Source organism: Zobellia galactanivorans (assembly GCF_000973105.1).
Classification (GTDB): Bacteria; Bacteroidota; Bacteroidia; order Flavobacteriales; family Flavobacteriaceae; genus Zobellia; species Zobellia galactanivorans.
In genome coordinates this window covers 5,112,720-5,133,239 of record NC_015844.1, presented here as the reverse complement: position 1 = coordinate 5,133,239, position 20,520 = coordinate 5,112,720, and the positions used below count along the sequence as shown (strand labels likewise).

Annotated in this window: 17 protein-coding genes; 7 read left to right on the top strand and 10 right to left on the bottom strand. The window is 45.8% G+C overall.

Annotated features, from left to right (window positions below; all coding sequences use genetic code 11):
* Window positions 1-6 precede the first annotated feature (6 nt).
* Both ggt and ZOBGAL_RS20795 read right to left on the bottom strand, forming a co-directional pair.
* Window positions 7-1,710 (bottom strand): gamma-glutamyltransferase, encoded by a 1,704-nt coding sequence (gene ggt, locus ZOBGAL_RS20800; protein ID WP_013995737.1) that lies wholly within the window; start codon window positions 1,708-1,710, stop codon window positions 7-9.
* 61 nt (window positions 1,711-1,771) lie between these two features.
* On the bottom strand, window positions 1,772-2,356 hold the full coding sequence (locus ZOBGAL_RS20795; protein WP_013995736.1) for an acyl carrier protein phosphodiesterase: 585 nt from the start codon (window positions 2,354-2,356) through the stop codon (window positions 1,772-1,774).
* Between the two features lie 75 nt (window positions 2,357-2,431).
* On the opposite strand from ZOBGAL_RS20795, the gene glmM reads away from it, so the two are divergent.
* The gene (gene glmM, locus ZOBGAL_RS20790) at window positions 2,432-3,820 is read left to right on the top strand and encodes a phosphoglucosamine mutase (RefSeq protein WP_013995735.1); all 1,389 of its coding nucleotides are present in this window, start codon (window positions 2,432-2,434) and stop codon (window positions 3,818-3,820) included.
* A 173-nt stretch (window positions 3,821-3,993) separates the two neighbouring features.
* On the opposite strand, the gene ZOBGAL_RS20785 is transcribed toward glmM, so the two are convergent.
* Complete coding sequence (locus tag ZOBGAL_RS20785; protein ID WP_013995734.1) at window positions 3,994-4,881, bottom strand: lysophospholipid acyltransferase family protein; 888 nt, start codon at window positions 4,879-4,881, stop codon at window positions 3,994-3,996.
* A gap of 56 nt (window positions 4,882-4,937) precedes the next feature.
* Here ZOBGAL_RS20785 and ZOBGAL_RS20780 point away from each other — a divergent pair, with 56 nt between their 5' ends.
* Complete coding sequence (locus ZOBGAL_RS20780; RefSeq protein ID WP_013995733.1) at window positions 4,938-5,588, top strand: rhomboid family intramembrane serine protease; 651 nt, start codon at window positions 4,938-4,940, stop codon at window positions 5,586-5,588.
* A 179-nt stretch (window positions 5,589-5,767) separates the two neighbouring features.
* Window positions 5,768-7,408, top strand: coding sequence for an LVIVD repeat-containing protein (locus ZOBGAL_RS20775; RefSeq protein WP_013995732.1), 1,641 nt, complete (start codon window positions 5,768-5,770; stop codon window positions 7,406-7,408).
* A 76-nt stretch (window positions 7,409-7,484) separates the two neighbouring features.
* Here the strand turns inward: ZOBGAL_RS20775 and ZOBGAL_RS20770 are convergent, their stop codons facing one another.
* Window positions 7,485-8,603, bottom strand: a complete 1,119-nt coding sequence (locus tag ZOBGAL_RS20770; RefSeq protein ID WP_013995731.1) for a TlpA disulfide reductase family protein — start codon at window positions 8,601-8,603, stop codon at window positions 7,485-7,487.
* A 100-nt stretch (window positions 8,604-8,703) separates the two neighbouring features.
* Window positions 8,704-9,222 (bottom strand): hypothetical protein, encoded by a 519-nt coding sequence (locus ZOBGAL_RS20765; protein ID WP_013995730.1) that lies wholly within the window; start codon window positions 9,220-9,222, stop codon window positions 8,704-8,706.
* A gap of 87 nt (window positions 9,223-9,309) precedes the next feature.
* Here ZOBGAL_RS20765 and ZOBGAL_RS20760 point away from each other — a divergent pair, with 87 nt between their 5' ends.
* Window positions 9,310-12,219, top strand: coding sequence for an FAD-binding and (Fe-S)-binding domain-containing protein (locus ZOBGAL_RS20760; protein WP_013995729.1), 2,910 nt, complete (start codon window positions 9,310-9,312; stop codon window positions 12,217-12,219).
* Window positions 12,220-12,224: 5 nt separating this feature from the next.
* Here ZOBGAL_RS20760 and ZOBGAL_RS20755 read toward each other — a convergent pair whose 3' ends face one another.
* A complete protein-coding gene (locus ZOBGAL_RS20755; protein ID WP_013995728.1) occupies window positions 12,225-13,085 on the bottom strand; it encodes a UDP-2,3-diacylglucosamine diphosphatase in 861 nt (286 codons plus the stop codon).
* Window positions 13,086-13,439: 354 nt separating this feature from the next.
* Between ZOBGAL_RS20755 and aroC the strand changes: the two genes are divergently transcribed.
* A complete protein-coding gene (gene aroC / locus ZOBGAL_RS20750) occupies window positions 13,440-14,510 on the top strand; it encodes a chorismate synthase (RefSeq protein ID WP_013995727.1) in 1,071 nt (356 codons plus the stop codon).
* A gap of 98 nt (window positions 14,511-14,608) precedes the next feature.
* Window positions 14,609-15,934, top strand: a complete 1,326-nt coding sequence (locus ZOBGAL_RS20745; protein ID WP_046287630.1) for a dicarboxylate/amino acid:cation symporter — start codon at window positions 14,609-14,611, stop codon at window positions 15,932-15,934.
* Between the two features lie 45 nt (window positions 15,935-15,979).
* Here ZOBGAL_RS20745 and ZOBGAL_RS20740 read toward each other — a convergent pair whose 3' ends face one another.
* From ZOBGAL_RS20740 to ZOBGAL_RS20730, 3 genes are all read right to left on the bottom strand, one after another.
* Window positions 15,980-16,387, bottom strand: a complete 408-nt coding sequence (locus ZOBGAL_RS20740) for a thiol-disulfide oxidoreductase DCC family protein (RefSeq protein ID WP_013995725.1) — start codon at window positions 16,385-16,387, stop codon at window positions 15,980-15,982.
* A 107-nt stretch (window positions 16,388-16,494) separates the two neighbouring features.
* Complete coding sequence (locus ZOBGAL_RS20735) at window positions 16,495-18,669, bottom strand: endonuclease MutS2 (RefSeq protein ID WP_013995724.1); 2,175 nt, start codon at window positions 18,667-18,669, stop codon at window positions 16,495-16,497.
* Between the two features lie 78 nt (window positions 18,670-18,747).
* Window positions 18,748-19,257, bottom strand: coding sequence for a DUF3124 domain-containing protein (locus ZOBGAL_RS20730; protein ID WP_013995723.1), 510 nt, complete (start codon window positions 19,255-19,257; stop codon window positions 18,748-18,750).
* 139 nt (window positions 19,258-19,396) lie between these two features.
* Between ZOBGAL_RS20730 and ZOBGAL_RS20725 the strand changes: the two genes are divergently transcribed.
* The gene (locus tag ZOBGAL_RS20725) at window positions 19,397-20,062 is read left to right on the top strand and encodes a uracil-DNA glycosylase (RefSeq protein ID WP_013995722.1); all 666 of its coding nucleotides are present in this window, start codon (window positions 19,397-19,399) and stop codon (window positions 20,060-20,062) included.
* Here ZOBGAL_RS20725 and ZOBGAL_RS20720 read toward each other — a convergent pair.
* Complete coding sequence (locus ZOBGAL_RS20720; RefSeq protein ID WP_013995721.1) at window positions 20,052-20,483, bottom strand: hypothetical protein; 432 nt, start codon at window positions 20,481-20,483, stop codon at window positions 20,052-20,054. The genes ZOBGAL_RS20725 and ZOBGAL_RS20720 overlap by 11 nt on opposite strands.
* Between the last annotated feature and the right edge of the window lie 37 nt (window positions 20,484-20,520).

Here is a 20,520-nt window from a genome sequence, read left to right as displayed (position 1 = left end):
AATACATTAAAAGCCTACGGCCGTATCATCGCCACGGGGGTCGGCACCTCCTTCGAGACTGCCGTCGGGCAATACACGAATGGCATCTACCTTCCCAATAATGGGCGTGCGGTCTTCATTGATATTATATCCTTTTGATTTGAGTCCGGCCTTGAGCTCTTCTGAAAAGCCCTTGGGTTCAAAGACCACCATATCGGGCAACCACTGGTGGTGGAAACGCGGCGCGCTTACGGCGTCTTGCATGCTCATATTGAACTCATAGCCATTTAGAATGGTCTGGGCCACGGCGGTGATTATGGTAGAGCCTCCGGGCGTCCCTACTACCATCCAAAGTTGGCCTTCCCTTTCTACAATGGTCGGGGTCATACTGCTCAGCATACGTTTTCCGGGCGCGATGCTGTTGGCCTCGGCACCTACCAGACCGAACATATTTGGAACACCGGCCTTGGCGCTAAAATCATCCATTTCGTTGTTCAGGAAAAAACCGAGCTTATCACAATAGAGTTTTGAACCGTAGGCCCCGTTTAAGGTCGTCGTTACCGAAACGGCATTGCCTTCGGCATCGACAATGGAGTAGTGGGTGGTTTCCATACTTTCGGCCATTTGTATGTTTCCTTCACGGACGTCTTCCGACTTGGTCGCCTTGTCAAATGAAAAATCCTCCATACGTTCCTTTAAATAGGCATCGCTTAAAAGCTCGTCTAAGGGGATGCTCACAAAATCGGGGTCGCCCAACCAATAGTTCCGGTCGGCATAGGCACGGCGTGCGGCCTCGGTAAACAACTGTATGGTCTTTTCTGAATTATGTCCGAATTTGGCAACATCGTAAGGTTCCATCATCTTTAAGATTTGGTTCATGGTAACCCCACCGCTACTAGGCGGACTCATAGATATGATGTTCAGGTCTTTGTAGTCGAAAACGATGGGCTGACGCCATTGGGCCTCGTATTGTGCGAGGTCTTCTTCGGTAACGAAGCCTCCCTTTTCTTGAATGAATGAAGCCAGTATTTTTGCAGTTTTACCTTTGTAGAACCCGTCACGCCCTTCTTTCGCAATACGGCGTAGCGTGTTGGCCAAAGCGGGGAACTTTACGAGGTCCCCGGCTTCACAACCAATGGGAAAGGTGGTGACGCTATCGTTCACTTCCAAGATGATATCCTTATAATTTTTAAACCGTTCGGCCTGTTTTTTGGTAATGATAACCCCTTCGTCGGCCAAGGCAATGACCGGTTCAAGAATGGTCTCTAAGGGCATGGAGCCGAATTTTTTATGTACTTCGATAATTCCTGCTACCGTACCGGGAACCCCGACTGCCGTGGCCCCTTTGGTACTCATACCCGGAATAACGTTTCCCAGGGAGTCTAAATACATGTCTTTGGTAGCCGATAAAGGCGCTTTTTCACGATAATCCAAGGCCCCGACGGAGCCGTCCGCCTTGCGGTAGACCATAAAACCGCCACCGCCTATGTTTCCGGCAAACGGATAGGAAACGACCAAGGCCAGCTCCGTGGCCACCATGGCGTCAAAGGCATTCCCGCCCTGCTTTAAAATGGTTGCGCCAATGGTCGAGGCTTCCTCGCGCGCAGAGACTACCATGGCCTTTTCGACAACGACGCCGGTAGGTTTTGCAGGTTTAAGAGGTTCGCTTTTACAACTTAGGAAAAAGAGAAGGATAAGGGTCTTAAGAAAAACAAATCGTACGGGTCTCATAAGTGGTCGGATTACTAAGGTTTAAAAACGGTTTTAAAGTAGGTCGTATACGCTATGTCGATTAGAGTGATATAAATTTTTGCTTTGAAAATACCAAAAGTTCGTCAAAGAAGGCCGTAAACTCTTCTTCGAATTTTTCGTAATGCTCCTCAAGGTCTAAAATGGCAAAGTTCATTTTAGAGATATTGTTGGTCCTACGGTTCATTCCCTTTAAGACCTTGGCGATACCCTCCATCTTGGAGTAGTTGTAGATCCAGTTGTCGGAAATCATATAGGGCATCATACGTTGTACGCCTACGGGTAAAATGCTGTAGTTTTCTTCCAATAGGTCATAAAAATTATCCACATAAATATCCAAAGGGGTTTCACTATAGGTATCCCAATTTTTGGCCAGGTAGTGGTCGTAAAAAATATCTACGATTACCCTGCTGTAATGGCTGTAGTTCTTGTGTAGGCGCTTGCTGCTGATTTTGGGAATCTCGTGCGTATCGGTAAAGGTGTCGATATCACGGTGCAACATGATCCCTTTTTGAACCCGTTCGGGTAGATGCTTGAATTTATTGCCCCTAATGCTGTCCGCAATAAAATTTCCCAAGGTAATTTCGGGGTCATCGAAGGAAAGATAAATATGCGCTAGAAAATTCATAGGTCCGAATTTACAAATTGCAAACATAGTATTGGCCCTAGACCTGTATATTTGCAGAAACTATTTTACATAAACATGACATTAATAAAATCGATTTCAGGTATACGAGGCACTATCGGAGGTAGCCCAGGAGATAACTTAACCCCCATAGATGCGGTTAAATTTGCCGCGGCATATGGTATTTGGTTAAAGGAATATTCTAAAAAGGAAAAACTAAAAGTGGTTATCGGAAGAGATGCCCGCCTATCCGGTGAAATGATCCAAAACCTGGTCGTATCCACATTGGTAGGTCTTGGTATAGATGTTATCGATTTGGATCTGTCGACCACACCTACGGTTGAAATAGCGGTTCCCTTGGAAAAAGCGGACGGGGGAATTATTTTGACCGCCAGCCACAACCCGAAACAATGGAACGCCCTTAAACTTTTGAATGAAAAAGGGGAGTTTTTGGATGCGGCGCAAGGGGCTAAGATTTTAGATATCGCCGAAAAGGAAGAGTTTGATTTTTCTGAAGTCGATGACTTGGGAAGCATTACCCGAAACGATTCATATATAGATATTCATATCGATGAAGTATTGGACCTACCCTTGGTAGATGCCGATACCATCCGTAAGGCCAAATTTAAGGTGGTGGTCGATGGTGTAAACTCTACCGGAGGGATTGCCATCCCTAAACTACTCGAAGAGCTTGGTGTGGAAGTGGTGAAATTGTACTGTGACCCCACAGGACATTTTCCGCATAACCCAGAGCCCTTAAAAGAGCACTTGGGCGATATCTGTGCCTTGGTGGTAGAAGAAAAGGCCGATTTTGGAATTGTGGTCGATCCCGATGTAGACCGTTTGGCATTTATCGACAATACCGGGGAGATGTTCGGGGAAGAATACACCTTGGTGGCCTGTGCCGATTACGTTTTGGGCAAGACCAAAGGAAATACCGTTTCTAACTTGTCTTCTTCACGTGCCTTACGCGACATTACCGAAAAGCATGGGGGTACGTATGAAGCTTCAGCTGTTGGCGAAGTGAACGTAGTGACCAAAATGAAGGCGAACAAGGCGATTATTGGTGGTGAGGGAAATGGGGGTATCATTTACCCTGAAAGCCACTATGGTCGTGATTCGCTCGTCGGTACCGCTTTGTTCTTAATGTTGATGGCCGAAAAGGGAGGAAGCGTTGCGGAACTTCGCGCAAGCTATCCTTCGTACTTTATGAGCAAGAAGAAAATACAGTTGACCCCGGGTCTTGATGTCGACGGCATTCTTAAGGCAATGGCCGAAAAGTATAAGAATGAGGAAATTTCTACCATTGACGGGGTGAAAATCGATTTTCCCGAAAATTGGGTCCACCTGAGAAAATCCAACACCGAACCCATCATCAGAATATACACCGAAGCGAAAAGCCAATCGGAAGCCGATGCCTTGGCCGACCGTATTATCGATGAGATTAAAGCGGTAGCCGGTTTATAACATAAGCTACCCCCTAAGCGCGGTCGAAGGGAGGTATTAAAAACACAGCGCTCGGAATGATCGAGATACTTCTCGTTTTCATTCCGGGCGTTTTTATGTTTAAATTGAAAATGCGTTTCCCTAAATCGTATCAAATTTCAGGGAACTTCATGAGCGTAGTCGAAGGGAGGGGGCTACTGAACCTCTGCGGGAACATTGTTCCTGTGCTTCCAACGCCTATGTGTCCATAGGTAGTATTCGGGTTTTTCGCGGATCTGCTGTTCCGCCAAACGTAAGAAGGTATCGGTAATCTCGTTTTTCTCGGTCGATTTTCCGGAAGTGGTAATGGGGATGAATTCTGCGGAGTAATAGCCTCTTTTTACCTTGGAAACCTTTAGGAAGACCACGGCCAAGTCCATTTTCCGCGCAAAACTTTCCGCCCCGTTGATGACGGGAACCTTAACTCCCATAAATTCCGTCCAATACTGCGCCCTGCTCCGTTGTGGCGATTGGTCGCTTACCATGCCGAAAATCCCGATCTTATTGTTCAAGTGGTTTTTGAGTACCACTTTGGCCGTTTCTTCCTTGGTAATGAGAATGGTGTTCCATCGGGCACGTACCTTTTTGACCCATCGGTCAAAATAGGGGTTGCTTATCTTTTGGTAGACCGCATAGCCCTGTGATGTTACGTGGTTGTTGATGCTTACGTTCCACTCCCAGTTGGCATAATGGGAGCAGACCACCAAAATGGTCTTTTCCTTTTCTATTTCCTGTATGACCTCAATATTTTGAATGGCATAGCGTTTGGCAACTTCCGCTTTGGATAGGTTCATGGTCTTGACCATCTCTAGGAAGGCATCGCACATATGATGGTAGAATTTTTTTCTTATGGTTAAGATTTCTTCTTCCGTTTTGTTAGGAAAGGCCAGTTCCAGATTGGTCTTGACCACATCTTTCCGATAGCCTACCACATGGTAGACCAAGAAGAATACAAAGTCTGAAAAACCGTAAAAAAGGCGATAGGGCAAAATGGAAATGAGCCATAATAAGGGATACGCCAAAATAAAAACAAGCAGTTGCATTGAAACCTTTTAATCCACAAATATAGCTATATTTGAAGCTAAATTAACTGTGCTGTATGAACAACCTTGATATTGCTACGATCGTAGTAATCGCTGCCAACGTTTTGGTTTCCTTAAAAGGATTCAACGATACCGTATTTTTTGAGCGCTATAAGTTTGGGATTGGGCAGATACAAGCCGGTCAGAAAGAACGTATGCTGACGTCCGGTTTTTTACATGTTGACGTGGCCCACCTTTTTTTCAATATGTTCACCTTGTACTTTTTTGCACCGGTGGTGGTCAATTGGTTCAGTTCAGGAAAGTTCTTGGCCATATACTTTCTCAGTTTATTGGCAGGAAGCCTTTTAGCTGTGTATTTTCACAAAAAAGAACCTTATTATAGTGCCGTAGGGGCCAGTGGTGCGGTAACAGGGGTGCTCTATGCCGCCATTCTCCTGCAGCCCAATATGCAATTGGGCATTATGTTCATCCCCCTTCCCGTACCCGCTTATGTATTTGGTATAGGCTACTTGTTGTATTCCATCTATGGCATGAAAAGCCGTATGGGCAATATTGGGCATACCGCCCATTTTGGAGGGGCTATAGGGGGCTATGTCGGAACCCTGCTTTTTATGCCTCAACTATTGGTACAAGAGCCGCTTATGGTGGGCTTGTTGGCCATACCGATCATCATACTGTTCATTATGGCAAAAATGGGCAAAATTTAGCCCCGACCTTTGTCTATTGCTTCCCTTAATTTTCGCGTTATTCTTCTTGAACAGGGGCTAAATTGCCGTATTTATCGTAATTGAGTGCGATTTGTCGAAAAAAAACGAATCGTTTATACACTTCAACGGTCTTTAGGCGTTAGGTTAACACCCAAAGCTAATAGGGCTTAAACCTACTTATGATGAAAAAGCTATCCCTCGTCGCATTGGCGGCCAGTACAATTATACTATCGTGTAGTGACGAAACCACGGTCTTCAAAGATACCGAAGATGATATTTCCATTGAAGCCGAGGCATCGGTTTTAGAGAATAGTATTCTCTTTGACGACGCCGGTGTTCTTGAAATTAAAAAAACGGACGGTTCCACCGGAAAGACTTCCAAAACCATTGAGGAGATGGCTGGCGATTACCCCTTGACTTTAGTGGCCCGGGTTGATCCGCCGTCGTATACGGGCGGAGACAACCTTACGGCCTCACATATAGATGTAGACGGTAACTATGCCTACGTATCGTATAATACGGTAGAGGACGGTTATGCGGGGGGTATCGATATCATTGATGTAAGCGATCCGAACAATCCTAAAGTTACTTCGCGACTCTATTATAGCAATGCCGATATCAATGCGGTAGAGTACGATAACGGCTATGTTTACGCTGTGGGCGGGGTAGATTCGGAAAAGTCCGTTAGGGCCACTTCCAATTCCTTTATAGTTAAAATACCTGCTTCAGGTGGTATATTGGATGTCAGTAGGGAGTTGATCTATGGCTTTCAAGAAGGGTTTACCGCCAATGATGTAGAGGTAACCACAAATGGTATATTGGTCACAAGCGGAAAAGATGGCCTGTTGACCTATTATAAAAAAACCGATCTATCGACCAAAAACGACGTTTCATTTTCCGACTTGCGTTCGGTAGCCTATGATAACGGGGTTATTGCCGTTTTGGATGCGAGCCAAGGCGTAAGCATCATGGACGAAAATTTTGTAGAACGTAAAATCATTGCTATCGATTCCGATTTTGGGCAGAGTAGCAAAAGGACCTTGGATTTTTCAGGGGAAAAAATAATCGTATCGGAAGGTGCCAAAGGCGCTGGGGTCTATAATATGGACAGTGGTAGCTTGATCGAGTATATCCCCATCCTCTTAAACCCTGTAGGCACCGAAACCGAGAATATCGTTACCAATGCCGTGGCGATGAACGAAGATATTTTGTTAATGGCCAATGGGGGTGCGGGACTCTGTCTTTCCGAAGATGTAGACGGGCAAACCAATATAGTGGGGGTGGTAGACCTTGATGGGTCGATCAACTATGTGGCCTCAAAAGGGGATTATATTTTTGCGGCTTCGGGTAAAGCGGGACTCCAAATCGTAAAACTAAACCGACCGGATCAAAGTTTGGAAAACCGTTGTTCGGATCTTGATCCTTACTACGGTAGCGCCAACCTCTATGTGAGTGAAGGCGATGTAAAGGAATATAACGGGTCTAAGCGCTTCAATAAGCTTGAAGTAGACGGTTCGTTACTGCTTTGTGGTACGTGGACGGTGAACAGCACCAGTTATGTAAACAGCAATGGACGCTTCGAGATGAACGGTACCTTGGTTGTGGGAAGAAACAATAAGAGAAAAAATATAGTCGTAAACAAGGATGCCGTACTTAGGATAGAGGGCAACCTGTATATCTATGGTGATCTGATCTTGAATGAGGGCGCCACTGTAGAATTCATAGGTGACGATTCCGTTGCTAATATTTTCGGAAGTGTAAAGCTCCTTGAAAACGCCAAAGTAAAAGGTACGTTTAAAGACTTACAGGGAAAGTTCTAAGGAATTAACCCATGGCTTGTAAAACAAAAGCCCCGACCTTAACTGGTCGGGGCTTTTTTTATAGGTATAGGTAATTTTACTTTAGAAGCTCCGCTACTTTTTGTTCCAAGGCCGGACCTCTTAGGTTCTTGGCGATGATTACTCCGTTTTCATCCAAAAGGAATGCAGCGGGAATGGCATCGACATTGTATAATTTGGCAATGGGATCGTTGAAATAGGCTAGGTTCGATACTTGGTGCCAAGCCAATCCGTCATCGGCGATAGCCTTTTTCCAGGCATCTTCGGTCTTGTCCAATGAAACACCGACAATGTTGAGTCCTTTGTCATGGTATTTTTCGTAGACTTTTACAACATTGGGGTTTTCGGCCCTACAAGGTTTGCACCATGCGGCCCAAAAGTCGATAAGGGTCACTTTGCCAAGAACCTCGTTTAGGGCAACTGTTTTGCCTTCGGGGTTAGGAGCCGAAAACTCAGGGGCCTTTGCGCCAATGGCCGTGCTCTTTTCATTTTCCTCGGCCTGTTTTTGGTCTTCCAATTTCTTTACGATGGTAGCCGCAACCTTGGTCTTTTTGATCTCGGGAGAAAGTGCATCGTACATTTCCTGTGCCTCCGCAGCCGTAATCGCCCTTGCACTGGTGGCACGGTCAATAAGCAAGGCCGCTATAAGGGCGTCCGGATGCTCTTTGATATAAGTGATCTCAAAGTTCTTGTACTCTTCCTGAAGTTCCATCATTTCATCCCTAAGGGCCAAAGCCGTAGCCTCGTCCGCTTTTTGCATGTCTTGTTGGATCGACTGGGCGCGGGCGGTAATCTCTTTTGATTTGTCCATATAATCCATGAACACATCGTTTTGTGCCGTACCCTTTACATCGGCAAAGCCCAAGCTATCTTTCTGTGCATTGAGTTCAATCTCGCCGTTTTCTAGGATCACAGCAGTATAGCCCATTAGTTTGTCTACAAACACGTAGTGCATTTCTGGGGTGTCGGCCTGACCGGTAAAAACAAATTTTCCGTTTTCCACGGTGGTGGTATCTATATCAACAGGTTGACCGTTGTCGCCCATGGCCTTAAGAAACACTTTGGTGCCGTTTTCGACTTCACCTCTAAGGTTTCCTGTAAAACTATAGCCTTCCGGTTTTTGGTTACAGGCGAAAAGACCCACTAAAATACAAACTGACAATACTACTTTTTTCATTCCTTTTATTTAAGATTGAACAAATGTAGGTATATATCGGTACAAAAAAAAGCCCTTGACGGTATGTGTCAAGAGCTTAGGTGTATTTGCGGTACGATTTCTAAAACTGGTATCGAATACCTAGTGCGATATCAAAGTTAAAGCGATTGTCAAAATTGGAAAATCCGATTAGTCCGATTTCGGGTCTAAAGTCCAAAGACACTACTATCGGAAGGTCAAAATTGTATTCGACACCGACATCACCGGCCAAGAAAACGAAAAGTCCCCCATCGGGATCTTCGGCAATGGTCGGGTTGTTTCTGTTGGGAACGGGGGCGAAATCTACACTGCCCAATCCGGCACCGGCACCGTAAAACCAGTTGAATCCCCTGTCGATATTGTAGAGCCATTGATAGACTCCGGTAAGTTTGATCGCATCGAACTCGCGGCTATCGCGATAACCCAGGTCAAATTCGGCACGGGTATACCGGCCTATTAATCTTTGATAGGAGATTTCCGCCCCGAAACCATCGCTATCGCCAAGCCTTAAACCTAATGCGTTGTCGGATATTTCTTGGGCCTGTAGGGAAAGTGCCATAGAGCAAAAGCAAATAAAAAATAAAAATTTCCAATTTTTCATATTCTTGTGATTTTTGGTTCTAAAAAGGCGTTTTACGTTCGTCTTTCAAGCATAAAAACTTAATTTAGCGTTCTAAATTGTCTACCGTTGAATAAAAATTTACTTCAAGAATTAGCTGACTCGCTACAAGGTCGTGTTTTATCGGATAGTTTAACAAAAACCCTATATGCCACCGATGCTTCGGTCTATAGAAAAATTCCTACGGCCGTTACTTTCCCGGAAACCGTAGAAGACCTAAAAACCTTGGTCCGGTTTGCCAACAAGCATAAAATAGGCCTAATTCCTAGAACCGCAGGTACCTCCTTGGCAGGGCAAGTAGTGGGGGAGGGAATCGTTGTCGATACCTCCAAGCACTTTACAAAAATCGTTAGTGTCGATGAGAAAAACAAACAGGTTACGGTTCAGCCCGGCGTCATTCGCGATGAGCTAAACCAATTCCTGGAACCTTACGGCCTGTTCTTCGGCCCCAATACCTCTACGGCCAACCGATGTATGATCGGGGGAATGGTAGGAAACAACTCTTCGGGTACGACCTCCATCAAGTACGGTATTACACGCGAAAAGGTGGTTTCCTTAAAAACCATATTGTCTGATGGCAGTGAAGTGGAATTCAAGGCCCTTACCGCCTCGGAATTCGAAGAGAAAAAGAGCCTGAATACCATGGAGGGGACCATCTATAGGGAGATTTATAGGGAATTGTCACCCAAAGAGGTGCAAGAACGTATTCTTGAAGAGTTTCCTAAGCCTGAGATACACAGAAGGAACACGGGCTATGCGGTAGATGAATTGTTGAATACCAACGTATTTGGCGATACCGAGGAAAAAATAAATGTCTGTAAATTGTTGAGCGGTAGTGAGGGCACCTTGGCCTTTACTACGGAAATCACCTTAAGCCTTGATGAGATACCGCCCAAGTTGCAGGCTATGGTGGTCACCCATTACAGGACCTTGGAGGATTGTTTAACGGATGTGGCCCCCGTTATGAAACACGACCTGCACCTGTGTGAAATGATGGACAGGGTGATCTTGGACTGTACAAAGAACAACAGGGAGCAGCTGAAGAACCGGTTTTTTGTGGAAGGCGATCCGGCGGCATTGTTAATGTTGGAAGTAAAGGCGCATACCGAAGAAGATTTGGAGCGACAGTTGAAAGAACTGCACGCTACTATCGAGGTCTCAGGCTTGAGTTATGCCAGTCCCGTACTCTATGGGGCCGATGTAAACAAGGCCGTAGCACTGCGGAAAGCGGGACTAGGACTTTTAGGAAACATGGTCGGTGACCGTAAGGCGGTCGCTTGTATCGAGGATACTGCGGTAGCCCTAGATGACCTAAAGCCCTTTATCTCGGAGTTTACGAAAATCATGGACGGCTATAAACAATCGGCCGTTTACTACGCCCATGCCGGAGCGGGGGAATTGCACTTGCGGCCGATCTTGAACCTGAAAAAATCAGATGATGTGGCCATGTTCAGGGGAATCACCACCGATGTGGCCCGATTGACCAAAAAATACAAAGGCTCCTTTAGTGGGGAACACGGGGACGGAATCGTACGTGCCGAATTTATACCGATCATGGTCGGGGAGGAAAACTATCAGTTGCTGAGACGGATAAAATCCTTTTTTGATCCTGAGGGCATTTTTAATCCCGGCAAAATTGTCGATGCCTACCCCATGGATGAGTCCCTTCGCTATGAAGTGGACCGCAAGGAACCTGAAATCAAGACCTTATTGGATTTTTCCGATTCGGAAGGTATCCTTAAAGCTACCGAAAAATGTAACGGGGGCGGAGACTGCAGGAAAACCGAAAATGCGGCCGGGGCCATGTGTCCAAGCTTTCACGCAACAAGGGACGAAAAGAATACGACAAGGGGAAGGGCCAATGCCCTTCGGGAATATTTGACGGTCGGGGAGAAGAAAAACAACTTTGACCAAAAGGAACTCAAAGAGGTTTTTGACCTCTGCCTGAGCTGTAAGGCCTGCGCTACGGAATGTCCGAGTAATGTGGATGTGGCAACCTTAAAGGCCGAGTTTTTGTATCAGTACCAAGAAGCGAACGGCTACCCCTTGAGGAGCAAATTGTTTGCCTATAATACCCGGTTGAACAAATTGGGAAGTAAGGTGCCGGGCTTGACCAATGCCGTTTACGAATCGAAATTTTTAGGGGGGCTATTAAAGAAATCTTCGGGGGTCGCTCCCGAACGAAACCTGCCCAAGGTTTATAGCTTTAATTTCGATGACTACCTGCAATCGATTAAAGGACAGTATAGTGTAAGTAAGAAAAAAATAGTTTTATATATTGATGAGTTCAGTCAATACCTCGATGTTGAGCTTGGAAAAGATGCCATCGTTTTGTTGGTGACATTGGGCTATGACGTTCAATTGTTCTATGGGGAAAGTGGACGTACCTACTTGTCAAAGGGCTTTTTAAAACAGGCCAAAAAATTGGCGTTGGCGAATATCCCCAAGCTGAAGGCATTTGCCGATGCGGGACTTCCCGTTGTCGGTTTGGAGCCTTCTGCCATTTTGACCTTTCGCGATGAGTACAAGCGTTTCTCGCAAGACCCTGCGGTAACCAATGCCATAGCGAGCAATACTTATTTGGTAGAGGAGTTTTTGGCAAAGGAAATAGAGAACAAGGAACTTTCCTCCGAACTGTTCACCAAAGAGGCCAAGACCGTTAAGATTCACTCACATTGCCATCAAAAGGCCTTGAGTAACCAAAAAGTGACTTTTGATGTGCTTAATCTTCCCGAGAACTATAAGGTTTCCATTATCAGTTCAGGCTGTTGTGGTATGGCCGGCTCCTTCGGTTATGAAAAGGAGCACTACGAGGTAAGTATGAAGGTGGGCGAGCTCAAGCTTTTTCCTTCCGTAAGAAAATCACCCGAAGATACGATCATATCCGCTAACGGTACGAGTTGTCGGCATCAGATCTACGACGGTACCAAACGTGAGGCCCAGCACCCGGTAACCATATTGAAGAACGCTTTGGCATAGGGAATCTACGATAGGGGAGGTTCGCCTTCCCTTTCGCGTTGCTCGGCCTTATCGGCAATGGAGTCGATCAAGTCTTGAATGTTCATGTTTTTCAGTTCTTCATCCATAAAAAACGGGGAAAGTTTATCGTGATTGTACCGGTAGACCTTCCAGCGTTTTAAGGAGTACTCCAAGGCGGTCAAATTTTCGACCCAATCACCCGAATTGAGGTAAGTACAGGCTCCTTTCTTGGTTTCGTATACGATTTTTTTAGGCTGGTGTATGTGTCCGCATACCACATAATCATAGTCGTTTTCAATGGCGACCTCCGCTACCGAGCGTTCAAAGTTGGCGGTATACTGAAGGCTTTTATGGGTGTTGTCCCTGATTTTTTTTGATAGGGAATATTTTTCCCTCCCTATCTTTTTTAGCGACCAATTGAAGGTTTTATTGGCGGCAAAGAGCAAGACGTATCCGTATCCGCCCAATTTGGTGAGCCATTTGGTGTTTTTTATCGAAATATCAAAAATATCACCGTGAAAGAACCATGTCTTTTTACCGTTCAGGTTCAGCACCAATTTGTCTACAATTTTTAGGTTGCCCAGGGCCACGCCCGAAAAACGACGCATCGTATCATCGTGGTTGCCCGTAATGTAATACACCTCCGTGCCCTTCATGGAGAGGGTGATGATCTTACGCAGTACTTTGGAATGGATAGGGGGGAAGAAGGTTTCTTTGTGGCGTTGAACCTCAAGAATATCCCCGTTGAGTACCAACATTTTGGGCTGTACGCTGCTCAAATAGGTCAATAGCTCATCGGCATGGCACGCTTGTGTGCCCAAGTGAACATCGGAAATTACTACGATATCTAATTTTCGTTTTTTCATGTGCTCTGGTGGTTTGATGTAGAAAAAAAGTCCTTTACCTTTGAAGTCATGGCAATCGATTTGATGATCAATTTGTTTGTTGTGAGGACTTTATACAAATAAAACCCATGGATGTAAAGGGAATGTCAAATAGATGATAATAATATATTTTGAAACCATTAAATAAACATTAAGTAAGCTTTGTTTGGGATAGGGGTAAATAGGGAAAACTGAATTTTGGTGGACAGTAATTTAAGATTTACCTTTGGTCGGCAAGAAAAACAAGGAGAAAATAGCTTGAACATCCATACGGATACATGAAAGCTTTATTTTTAGGAATGTTTTTTACGATTTAATAACTCTTAATTTTTAGGAATGGCAGGAAACACTTTCGGTAACATATTTAAGGTCGCAACTTTTGGAGAATCCCATGGCGCGGCCATAGGAGGTGTTTTAGATGGATGTCCGTCGGGAATAGAAATCGATTTTGAAGCCATTCAAAAAGAGTTGGACCGAAGAAAACCGGGGCAATCGGCCATTGTGACCCAGAGAAAGGAGCCTGATACCGTTGAATTCTATTCGGGGATCTTTGAGGGAAAGACTACGGGTACCCCCATTGGTTTTGCCATTCACAATACCAACCAGAAATCACATGATTATTCCCATATCAAGGATTCTTATCGTCCTTCCCATGCCGATTACGTCTACGACAAGAAATATGGTTTTAGGGACTACCGCGGCGGGGGGCGCAGTTCGGCCCGGGAAACGGCAAGTAGGGTAGTGGCGGGAGCCATAGCCAAGCAGTTTTTGTCCGACATGAAAATCAACGCCTATGTATCGCAGGTAGGTGCTATGAAAATGGAAACCCCGTACCAAGAACTCGACTTTTCGCTGATCGAATCGAATCCCGTTCGTTGTCCCGACCCGAACATGGCGGCAAAGATGGAAGAATATATCAAAGAGGTGAGAAAGGAAGGCGATACCATAGGCGGTATTATCACCTGTGTAATCCAAAATGTGCCTATAGGCCTGGGTGAGCCCGCTTTCGATAAACTACATGCCGAATTGGGCAAGGCCATGCTTTCGATCAATGCCGTAAAAGGTTTTGAATATGGTAGCGGGTTTGCCGGGGTAGCCATGAAAGGGAGTGCACATAACGATCAGTTCAATCAAGATGGCACTACAAAGACCAACCATAGCGGCGGCATACAAGGGGGTATCAGCAACGGAATGGATATTTACTTCAACGTGGCCTTTAAGCCCGTAGCGACCGTTATTCAGCCGTATCAGACCATAGATAAGGACGGGAATTTCGTGCAGACCAAGGGCAAGGGGCGTCACGACCCCTGTGTGGTGCCGCGTGCCGTGCCTATTGTTGAGGCGATGGCCGCATTGGTAATGGCGGATTTTAGCTTGCTAAATCGCACCATTAAGGCAAATTCATAATGAGATTATTGGCAATTCTTTAAATCCGGAGGCGATTTGTAGGTTGCTTTTCAGCTTTCGGGTCAAAAACAGTATATTACTTGCTTAAACTTTGATGCATGCGAAAATTGGAATTACATTGGAGGATCCTGATAGGAATGATATTGGGTATTCTCTTTGGCTTTGGAATGACTAATGTGGATTGGGGGAAGGATTTTGTATTAGATTGGATAAATCCTCTCGGAACCATTTTTGTAAAACTCTTGAAGCTTATTGCAATTCCACTGATTTTGGCTTCGCTCATAAAAGGGATATCCGACCTAAAGGATATATCTAAATTCCGAAATATCGGTTTGCGCACCATTGCCATTTATATCGGTACTACGGTGGTCGCTATTTCCATCGGACTCATTTTGGTCAATCTTTTAAAGCCGGGTATCGGGATATCGGAAGATACCATTACCCAGCTCACGGAAACCTATTCGAACGACAGCGGGGTTACCTCGAAGCTGGAGGAGGCCTCTAAGCAAAAGGATAGTGGTCCGCTTCAGTTTTTGGAAGATATGGTGCCCGATAACGCCTTTAAGGCCTTGGGAGATAATAGCTTAATGCTTCAGGTCATCTTCTTTACGATATTTATGGGTATCTCTATGCTTCTTATAGGGGAAGAAAAGGCCCGGCCCTTAAAGAACTTCTTCGATGCCATGAACGATGTGGTACTGAAAATGGTCGATTTGATCATGCTTACCGCACCTGTTGCCGTTTTTGCCTTATTGGCCAACGTAGTGGTTTCCTCTGGCGATTCCAACTTGCTGTTTGCGCTATTGAAGTATGCCGGGGTCGTCACCTTGGGCTTGGTTTTGATGATCGTGTTCTACAGCGTTGTCGTGGCTACATTTACCCGTTATAATCCTTGGACTTTTTTGAAAGAAATGAGTCCCGCCCAGCTTTTGGCCTTTTCGACCAGTTCCAGTGCTGCAACCTTGCCGGTTACTATGGAAAGGGTAGAGGAGCATATTGGGGTGGATAAGGAAGTATCGAGTTTTGTGCTGCCCGTTGGGGCTACGATTAATATGGACGGAACGAGCCTTTACCAAGGGGTGGCCGCTGTATTCATTGCCCAGGCCCTGAGTTTTGATCTGCCGTTTTCCGCCCAGTTGACCATTGTGCTTACGGCCCTGTTGGCTTCTATCGGCTCGGCCGCCGTACCCGGAGCGGGTATGGTTATGTTGGTCATTGTTTTAGAGGCCATCGGTTTTCCCGAGGATAAACTGGCCATTGGTCTGGCCTTGATTTTTGCCGTAGACCGACCTTTGGATATGTTGCGTACGGTAGTAAACGTTACCGGTGACGCCTGTGTGGCCATGATGGTCGCCAAATCGGTCGGAAAGCTCGGAAAGCCCAAAGTTCAGAATTGGGACGATCATTACGACGAGGTGAAATAATTCCCTAAGCCTTTCTTGCGGACCATCTTTTTTAAAGGAGGTGTATTACTCTAAGAACTTGGCCCTTAATTCGGGGGTAGGCACCATGCAATGCTCTTTTTTGCCGTACCATTTGTAGCGGTTCCGCGCGATAAAATCGTATACGATATCACGTAAGCCCCTTGGAATCCATAGTAAGATGGACGAAAGGGTTTTGTATCCCCTCAATTGTTTCCCGATTTCCAGGGCGGCATCGGATTTGATGTAGTAGGCGACACCTGGGTCGATTAGAATAATGGAATCTATGCTGTCGGAGTCGATATTTCGTTCCGCAATCAATTTCTTTCCAAGTTCGCTTTGTAGCGGGGCATAGCGGAATACATCCAAGGTGTCCCTCTTTATGACAAATTGAACGGCGCCGTTGCACAGGTTGCAAACGCCGTCAAAAAGAATGATTTGTTTTGAATTTTCCACGTTGTAAAGGTAATGTGCTATTTGGTCAAGACCTAAATTTACAAGAGATTTAAGAAGTTGTCAAGCATGGGGCCTTGGGCGTAAGTTTTTTTAGGAAGGTACTGGCATCACTTCTTCGTTCGTTCGACCAATTCCAGTTGGTCAACGCTTACGTTTGTCGTGAATATACCGTAGTTTACAATGGCCTTGTTCTTTTCGAGGCTGTCTATGGTACCAACGGATTTCCCGTCTTGCATGCGTACCCGGTCGCCTATTGTAAAAACGGGGCGCGGCTTGTTCTTCTCCTTGATGATCGCCTTTTTCTTTTCGACGATCTTTTTCTCGCGAATGACCTTGACCTCTTTTTGTACTTCCTGTACTACTTTGGCCTTCTTGGCGCGTTCGGCCTTGGCCTGTGTGGCGGTCTTTTTCTTGCGCTTGCTGTTTTCCGTTTCTACTATGCGTAGCAGTTCGGAAACCAGCACGCGTTTCTTTTTGTCGATAAAGTAGCGGTCGGCGGCCTTGTCGACCTTGTTGCCCAGTTGTACCATGCGCTGGTCGTGGTCGTAGAGCTCTTGGTAATTCTCCAACTTGCTCTTTATCTTGGCGTTCAGCTTTTCGAGTCGGGCGGCTTCTTCCCTGGCCTTTGATTCTTCCTCTTGCAGTCTAGAGCCTGTTTTAGCCATTTTGCTGCGTTCTTTTTGTAGCTTGGCTATGGTGGCATCAAAACGGACCTTACCGCGCTCTATCTTCTTCTTTGCCTTGTTTATGAGGCTGTAGGGGATGCCGTTCTTCTGTGCGACCTCAAAAGTAAAGGAGCTACCTGCTTCCCCCAAGACCAATTGAAAGGTGGGCTCCAGGGTTTTGCTGTTGAATACCATATTGGCATTGGTGGTATGTGGCAGTTCGTCGGCCAGGGCTTTAAGGTTGGCATAGTGGGTGGTGATGACCCCATAGGCTTCCCTTTCGTAAAAAACTTCCAAGAAGGCCTCGGCCAGGGCCCCGCCTAATTCAGGGTCACTTCCGGTACCGAACTCATCGATAAGGAATAGGGTTTCCTTGTCGCAAATCCGCAGGAAGTTTTTCATGTTCTTTAGGCGGTAGCTATAAGTACTGAGGTGGTTTTCTATGGATTGATTATCCCCAATATCCGTCAAAATAGTATCGAATAAACAAACGGAACTCCTTTCGTGTACGGGAATTAGGAGTCCTGATTGAAGCATTACTTGAAGCAATCCAATTGTCTTTAAGGTGATACTTTTTCCCCCGGCATTGGGACCGCTAATGACGATAATCCGGTTTTCGGGATGCAGTTCAATGGTCTGTGGATAGGTTTCCGTATGCTGTAATTTGTTGCTCAAATACAACAAGGGGTGGAAGGCATCCCGCAAATACAGCCTTTTGTCGTTGTTGATTTCGGGCAGTAATGCGTTGGTATCCGTGGCGTAAGAAGCCTTGGCGGCCGTGATGTCCATGTGGGCGAGAAAGTCCTGGTACTCCGCCAATAACCAGCCAAAGGGCCGTATTTGGTCTGTCAATTCGTTTAAGATGCGTTGAATTTCCTCTTTTTCGTCGTATTCCAGGTTGTTGAGCTCGCGGCTGTACTTTAGGGTGGCCTCGGGTTCGATGTATACGATGCTTCCGGTCTTGGAGGTGCCCATTACGGTGCCTTTTACCTTTCTACGGTACATGGCCTTTACGGCCAAGACCCTTCGGTTTTCGACTACCGATTCCCTGATGTCGTCGAGATAATCGGAGCCGTGATAGGTGTTGAGGGCCGAGGCAAAGCTCTGTCCGATCTTGCCCTTTACCTGGTTCATCTGGCGGCGGATATCGAAAAGTTTGTTCGATGCCCTGTCCTTGACTTCCCCGAAACGGTCGATCACTAGGTCGATTTGCTTGGGGATATCGGTGTTCAATTCAATTTTATCGGAAACTTCAAAAAGCAAGGGGTAGTACTCCTTGAACTTTTTAAGGAATTTTTTCTGGGTGGCTACCGTGGTGCAAATGGTGGCGATCTTTTTAAAGCTGCCCACCTCGAGGGTAGTGTTTTCGATACGGAGGAGTTGAAGCTCTTTGTTTATGGCGTCAAAACCATGGGGCGGGATGCGGTTTTCGCTGATAAAGGAGGATAGATACTCCGCCGTTTGCCCTAGAATGGTTACAATGGATGCCTTGTCGTCAATCGGGCCGATTTCCAATGCGCGTTCTTTTCCCAATTCCGTAGAGCAGCGGGCCGAAACCTGCTTTAAAACAGTCGGAAATTCTAGGTCTTGTACGGTTTTAGCGTGAATATTTGCCATTCTTAATTTATTGCGACGGCAAAGGTAGGCATTGGCGACGAGATGTGAAATCCTTGGGCTTGGGCGATAAAGGGGTTTTTATTCAATCCGTCTTCCCTGTGTGGTGAACGATAGCCCTTGTTGTGACATGGTCGAATTCATTATACCTTCGAACAAGGGTTCGGGGCAGCCCTTGGGTATTTTCCATTCAATGAGGAAATTAGAGCCGGTCCCGCCTTCGATATCGACTTCGTCAATGATGATTTCGGTGGTTTCCATAGGGGCAAGGTAAATGGGGTGGTCGAAATACGTGCGTACGGCCTTTCCGTGGGTATCAAAATACTCGGCCTTTGTCAGGTAGACCGTGTCCTTGTCGCTGGTGTTTCGCAAACTGGCCATCGCGGTCAGGTTGTGGGTTTTATGTTCCGAGATGCTATAGATCTGGGAATAGATGGAAAGGTAGGTTTTGCCGAACTCCAAAGAATCCTTCATTGAGATGTCGACCTTTCGCTTAGACCAGTTAACGGGGTCTATCGAGCTTATTTCCTTTTCCTCGATACAGCTGAACAGCAGGCTTAGGGTTGATAGGGTCAAAAGATATTTTTTCATTGTTCTCGGTATTTAAAGGAACGCTTCTTGGGAGGGCGCACTGTATTTTTTAAGTATTTTTGAAGCCGATGATAAAAGATTTCGAGGCTTGGTCCGGTTTTCGGCTGTCATCACCGTAATACAAAAATGATAATAATAAATGACAGTACAAATACATAAAAGCTGGTTAGGACCGCTTTCCGAAGAATTTGAGCAAGCTTATTTTAAAGAGTTGACGGCCTTCGTTAAGGAAGAATATACGCGACATGCCTGTTATCCCAAGGGAAAGGACATCTTTGCCGCCTTTGATCATAGTCCTTTTGATGCGACCAAGGTGGTCATTATCGGTCAAGACCCCTACCATGGCCCCGGCCAGGCGAACGGCCTTTGTTTTTCGGTAAAGGACGGGGTGCCCCATCCGCCATCCTTGATCAATATTTTTAAGGAAATCGAAACCGATTTAGGGAAACCCTATCCCCAAAGTGGAAACCTTGAACGTTGGGCCGATCAAGGGGTGCTTCTTTTGAATGCGACGCTTACCGTACGGGCCCATGAGGCGGGAAGCCATCAGAAAAAAGGATGGGAAAGGTTTACCGATGCGGTCATCAGAACGCTATCCAAAGAAAAAGAAGACCTTGTTTTTCTACTTTGGGGAGGGTTCGCAAAGAAAAAAGCGGGATTGATCGATAAGAACAAACACCATATCTTGACTTCGGGACATCCATCGCCCTTAAGTGCCAATCGTGGCTATTGGTTCGGAAACCGACATTTTAGCCAGACCAATGAAATTCTTGAAAAGAAAGGGCTAAAGCCTATTAATTGGTAGTTTGGTTATCGGCAATGGCGTCTTCAAATCCTATGCTTTTTGGTGGGAGGGGCTGTATCTCCGGCTTTACGCGTAAATATTCCTGATATTGATAGGGGTAGAGTACGTCTGCCATTTCAAAGCTTTCGTGCTTCGATATGGTTTTTAGGTGATGGCGTTTTTCCCCTTCTGACATGTTGGCGTTGTCTTCAATGGACTTTCGCTTCACCAGGTATTTGGCTACCGTACTTTGGAAATCCAATGCCTGTTCGGCGCCCATAACAAGGCTTGGTTGATATTCGGCCGTAATGTCCTTGGCTTTTTCGCGAATGTTACGGTCGATTTGAAGCGCGTAAAAGGTTTGTGCTTGTGCAAAAAGAATACCACAGAAAAATACAAGCACAACTAAAAACTGTGATGTTCTTGCTGGTTTGGTTTTCATTTTGAATAAGAATAAATTGAACTTTGGTTTAATCTAG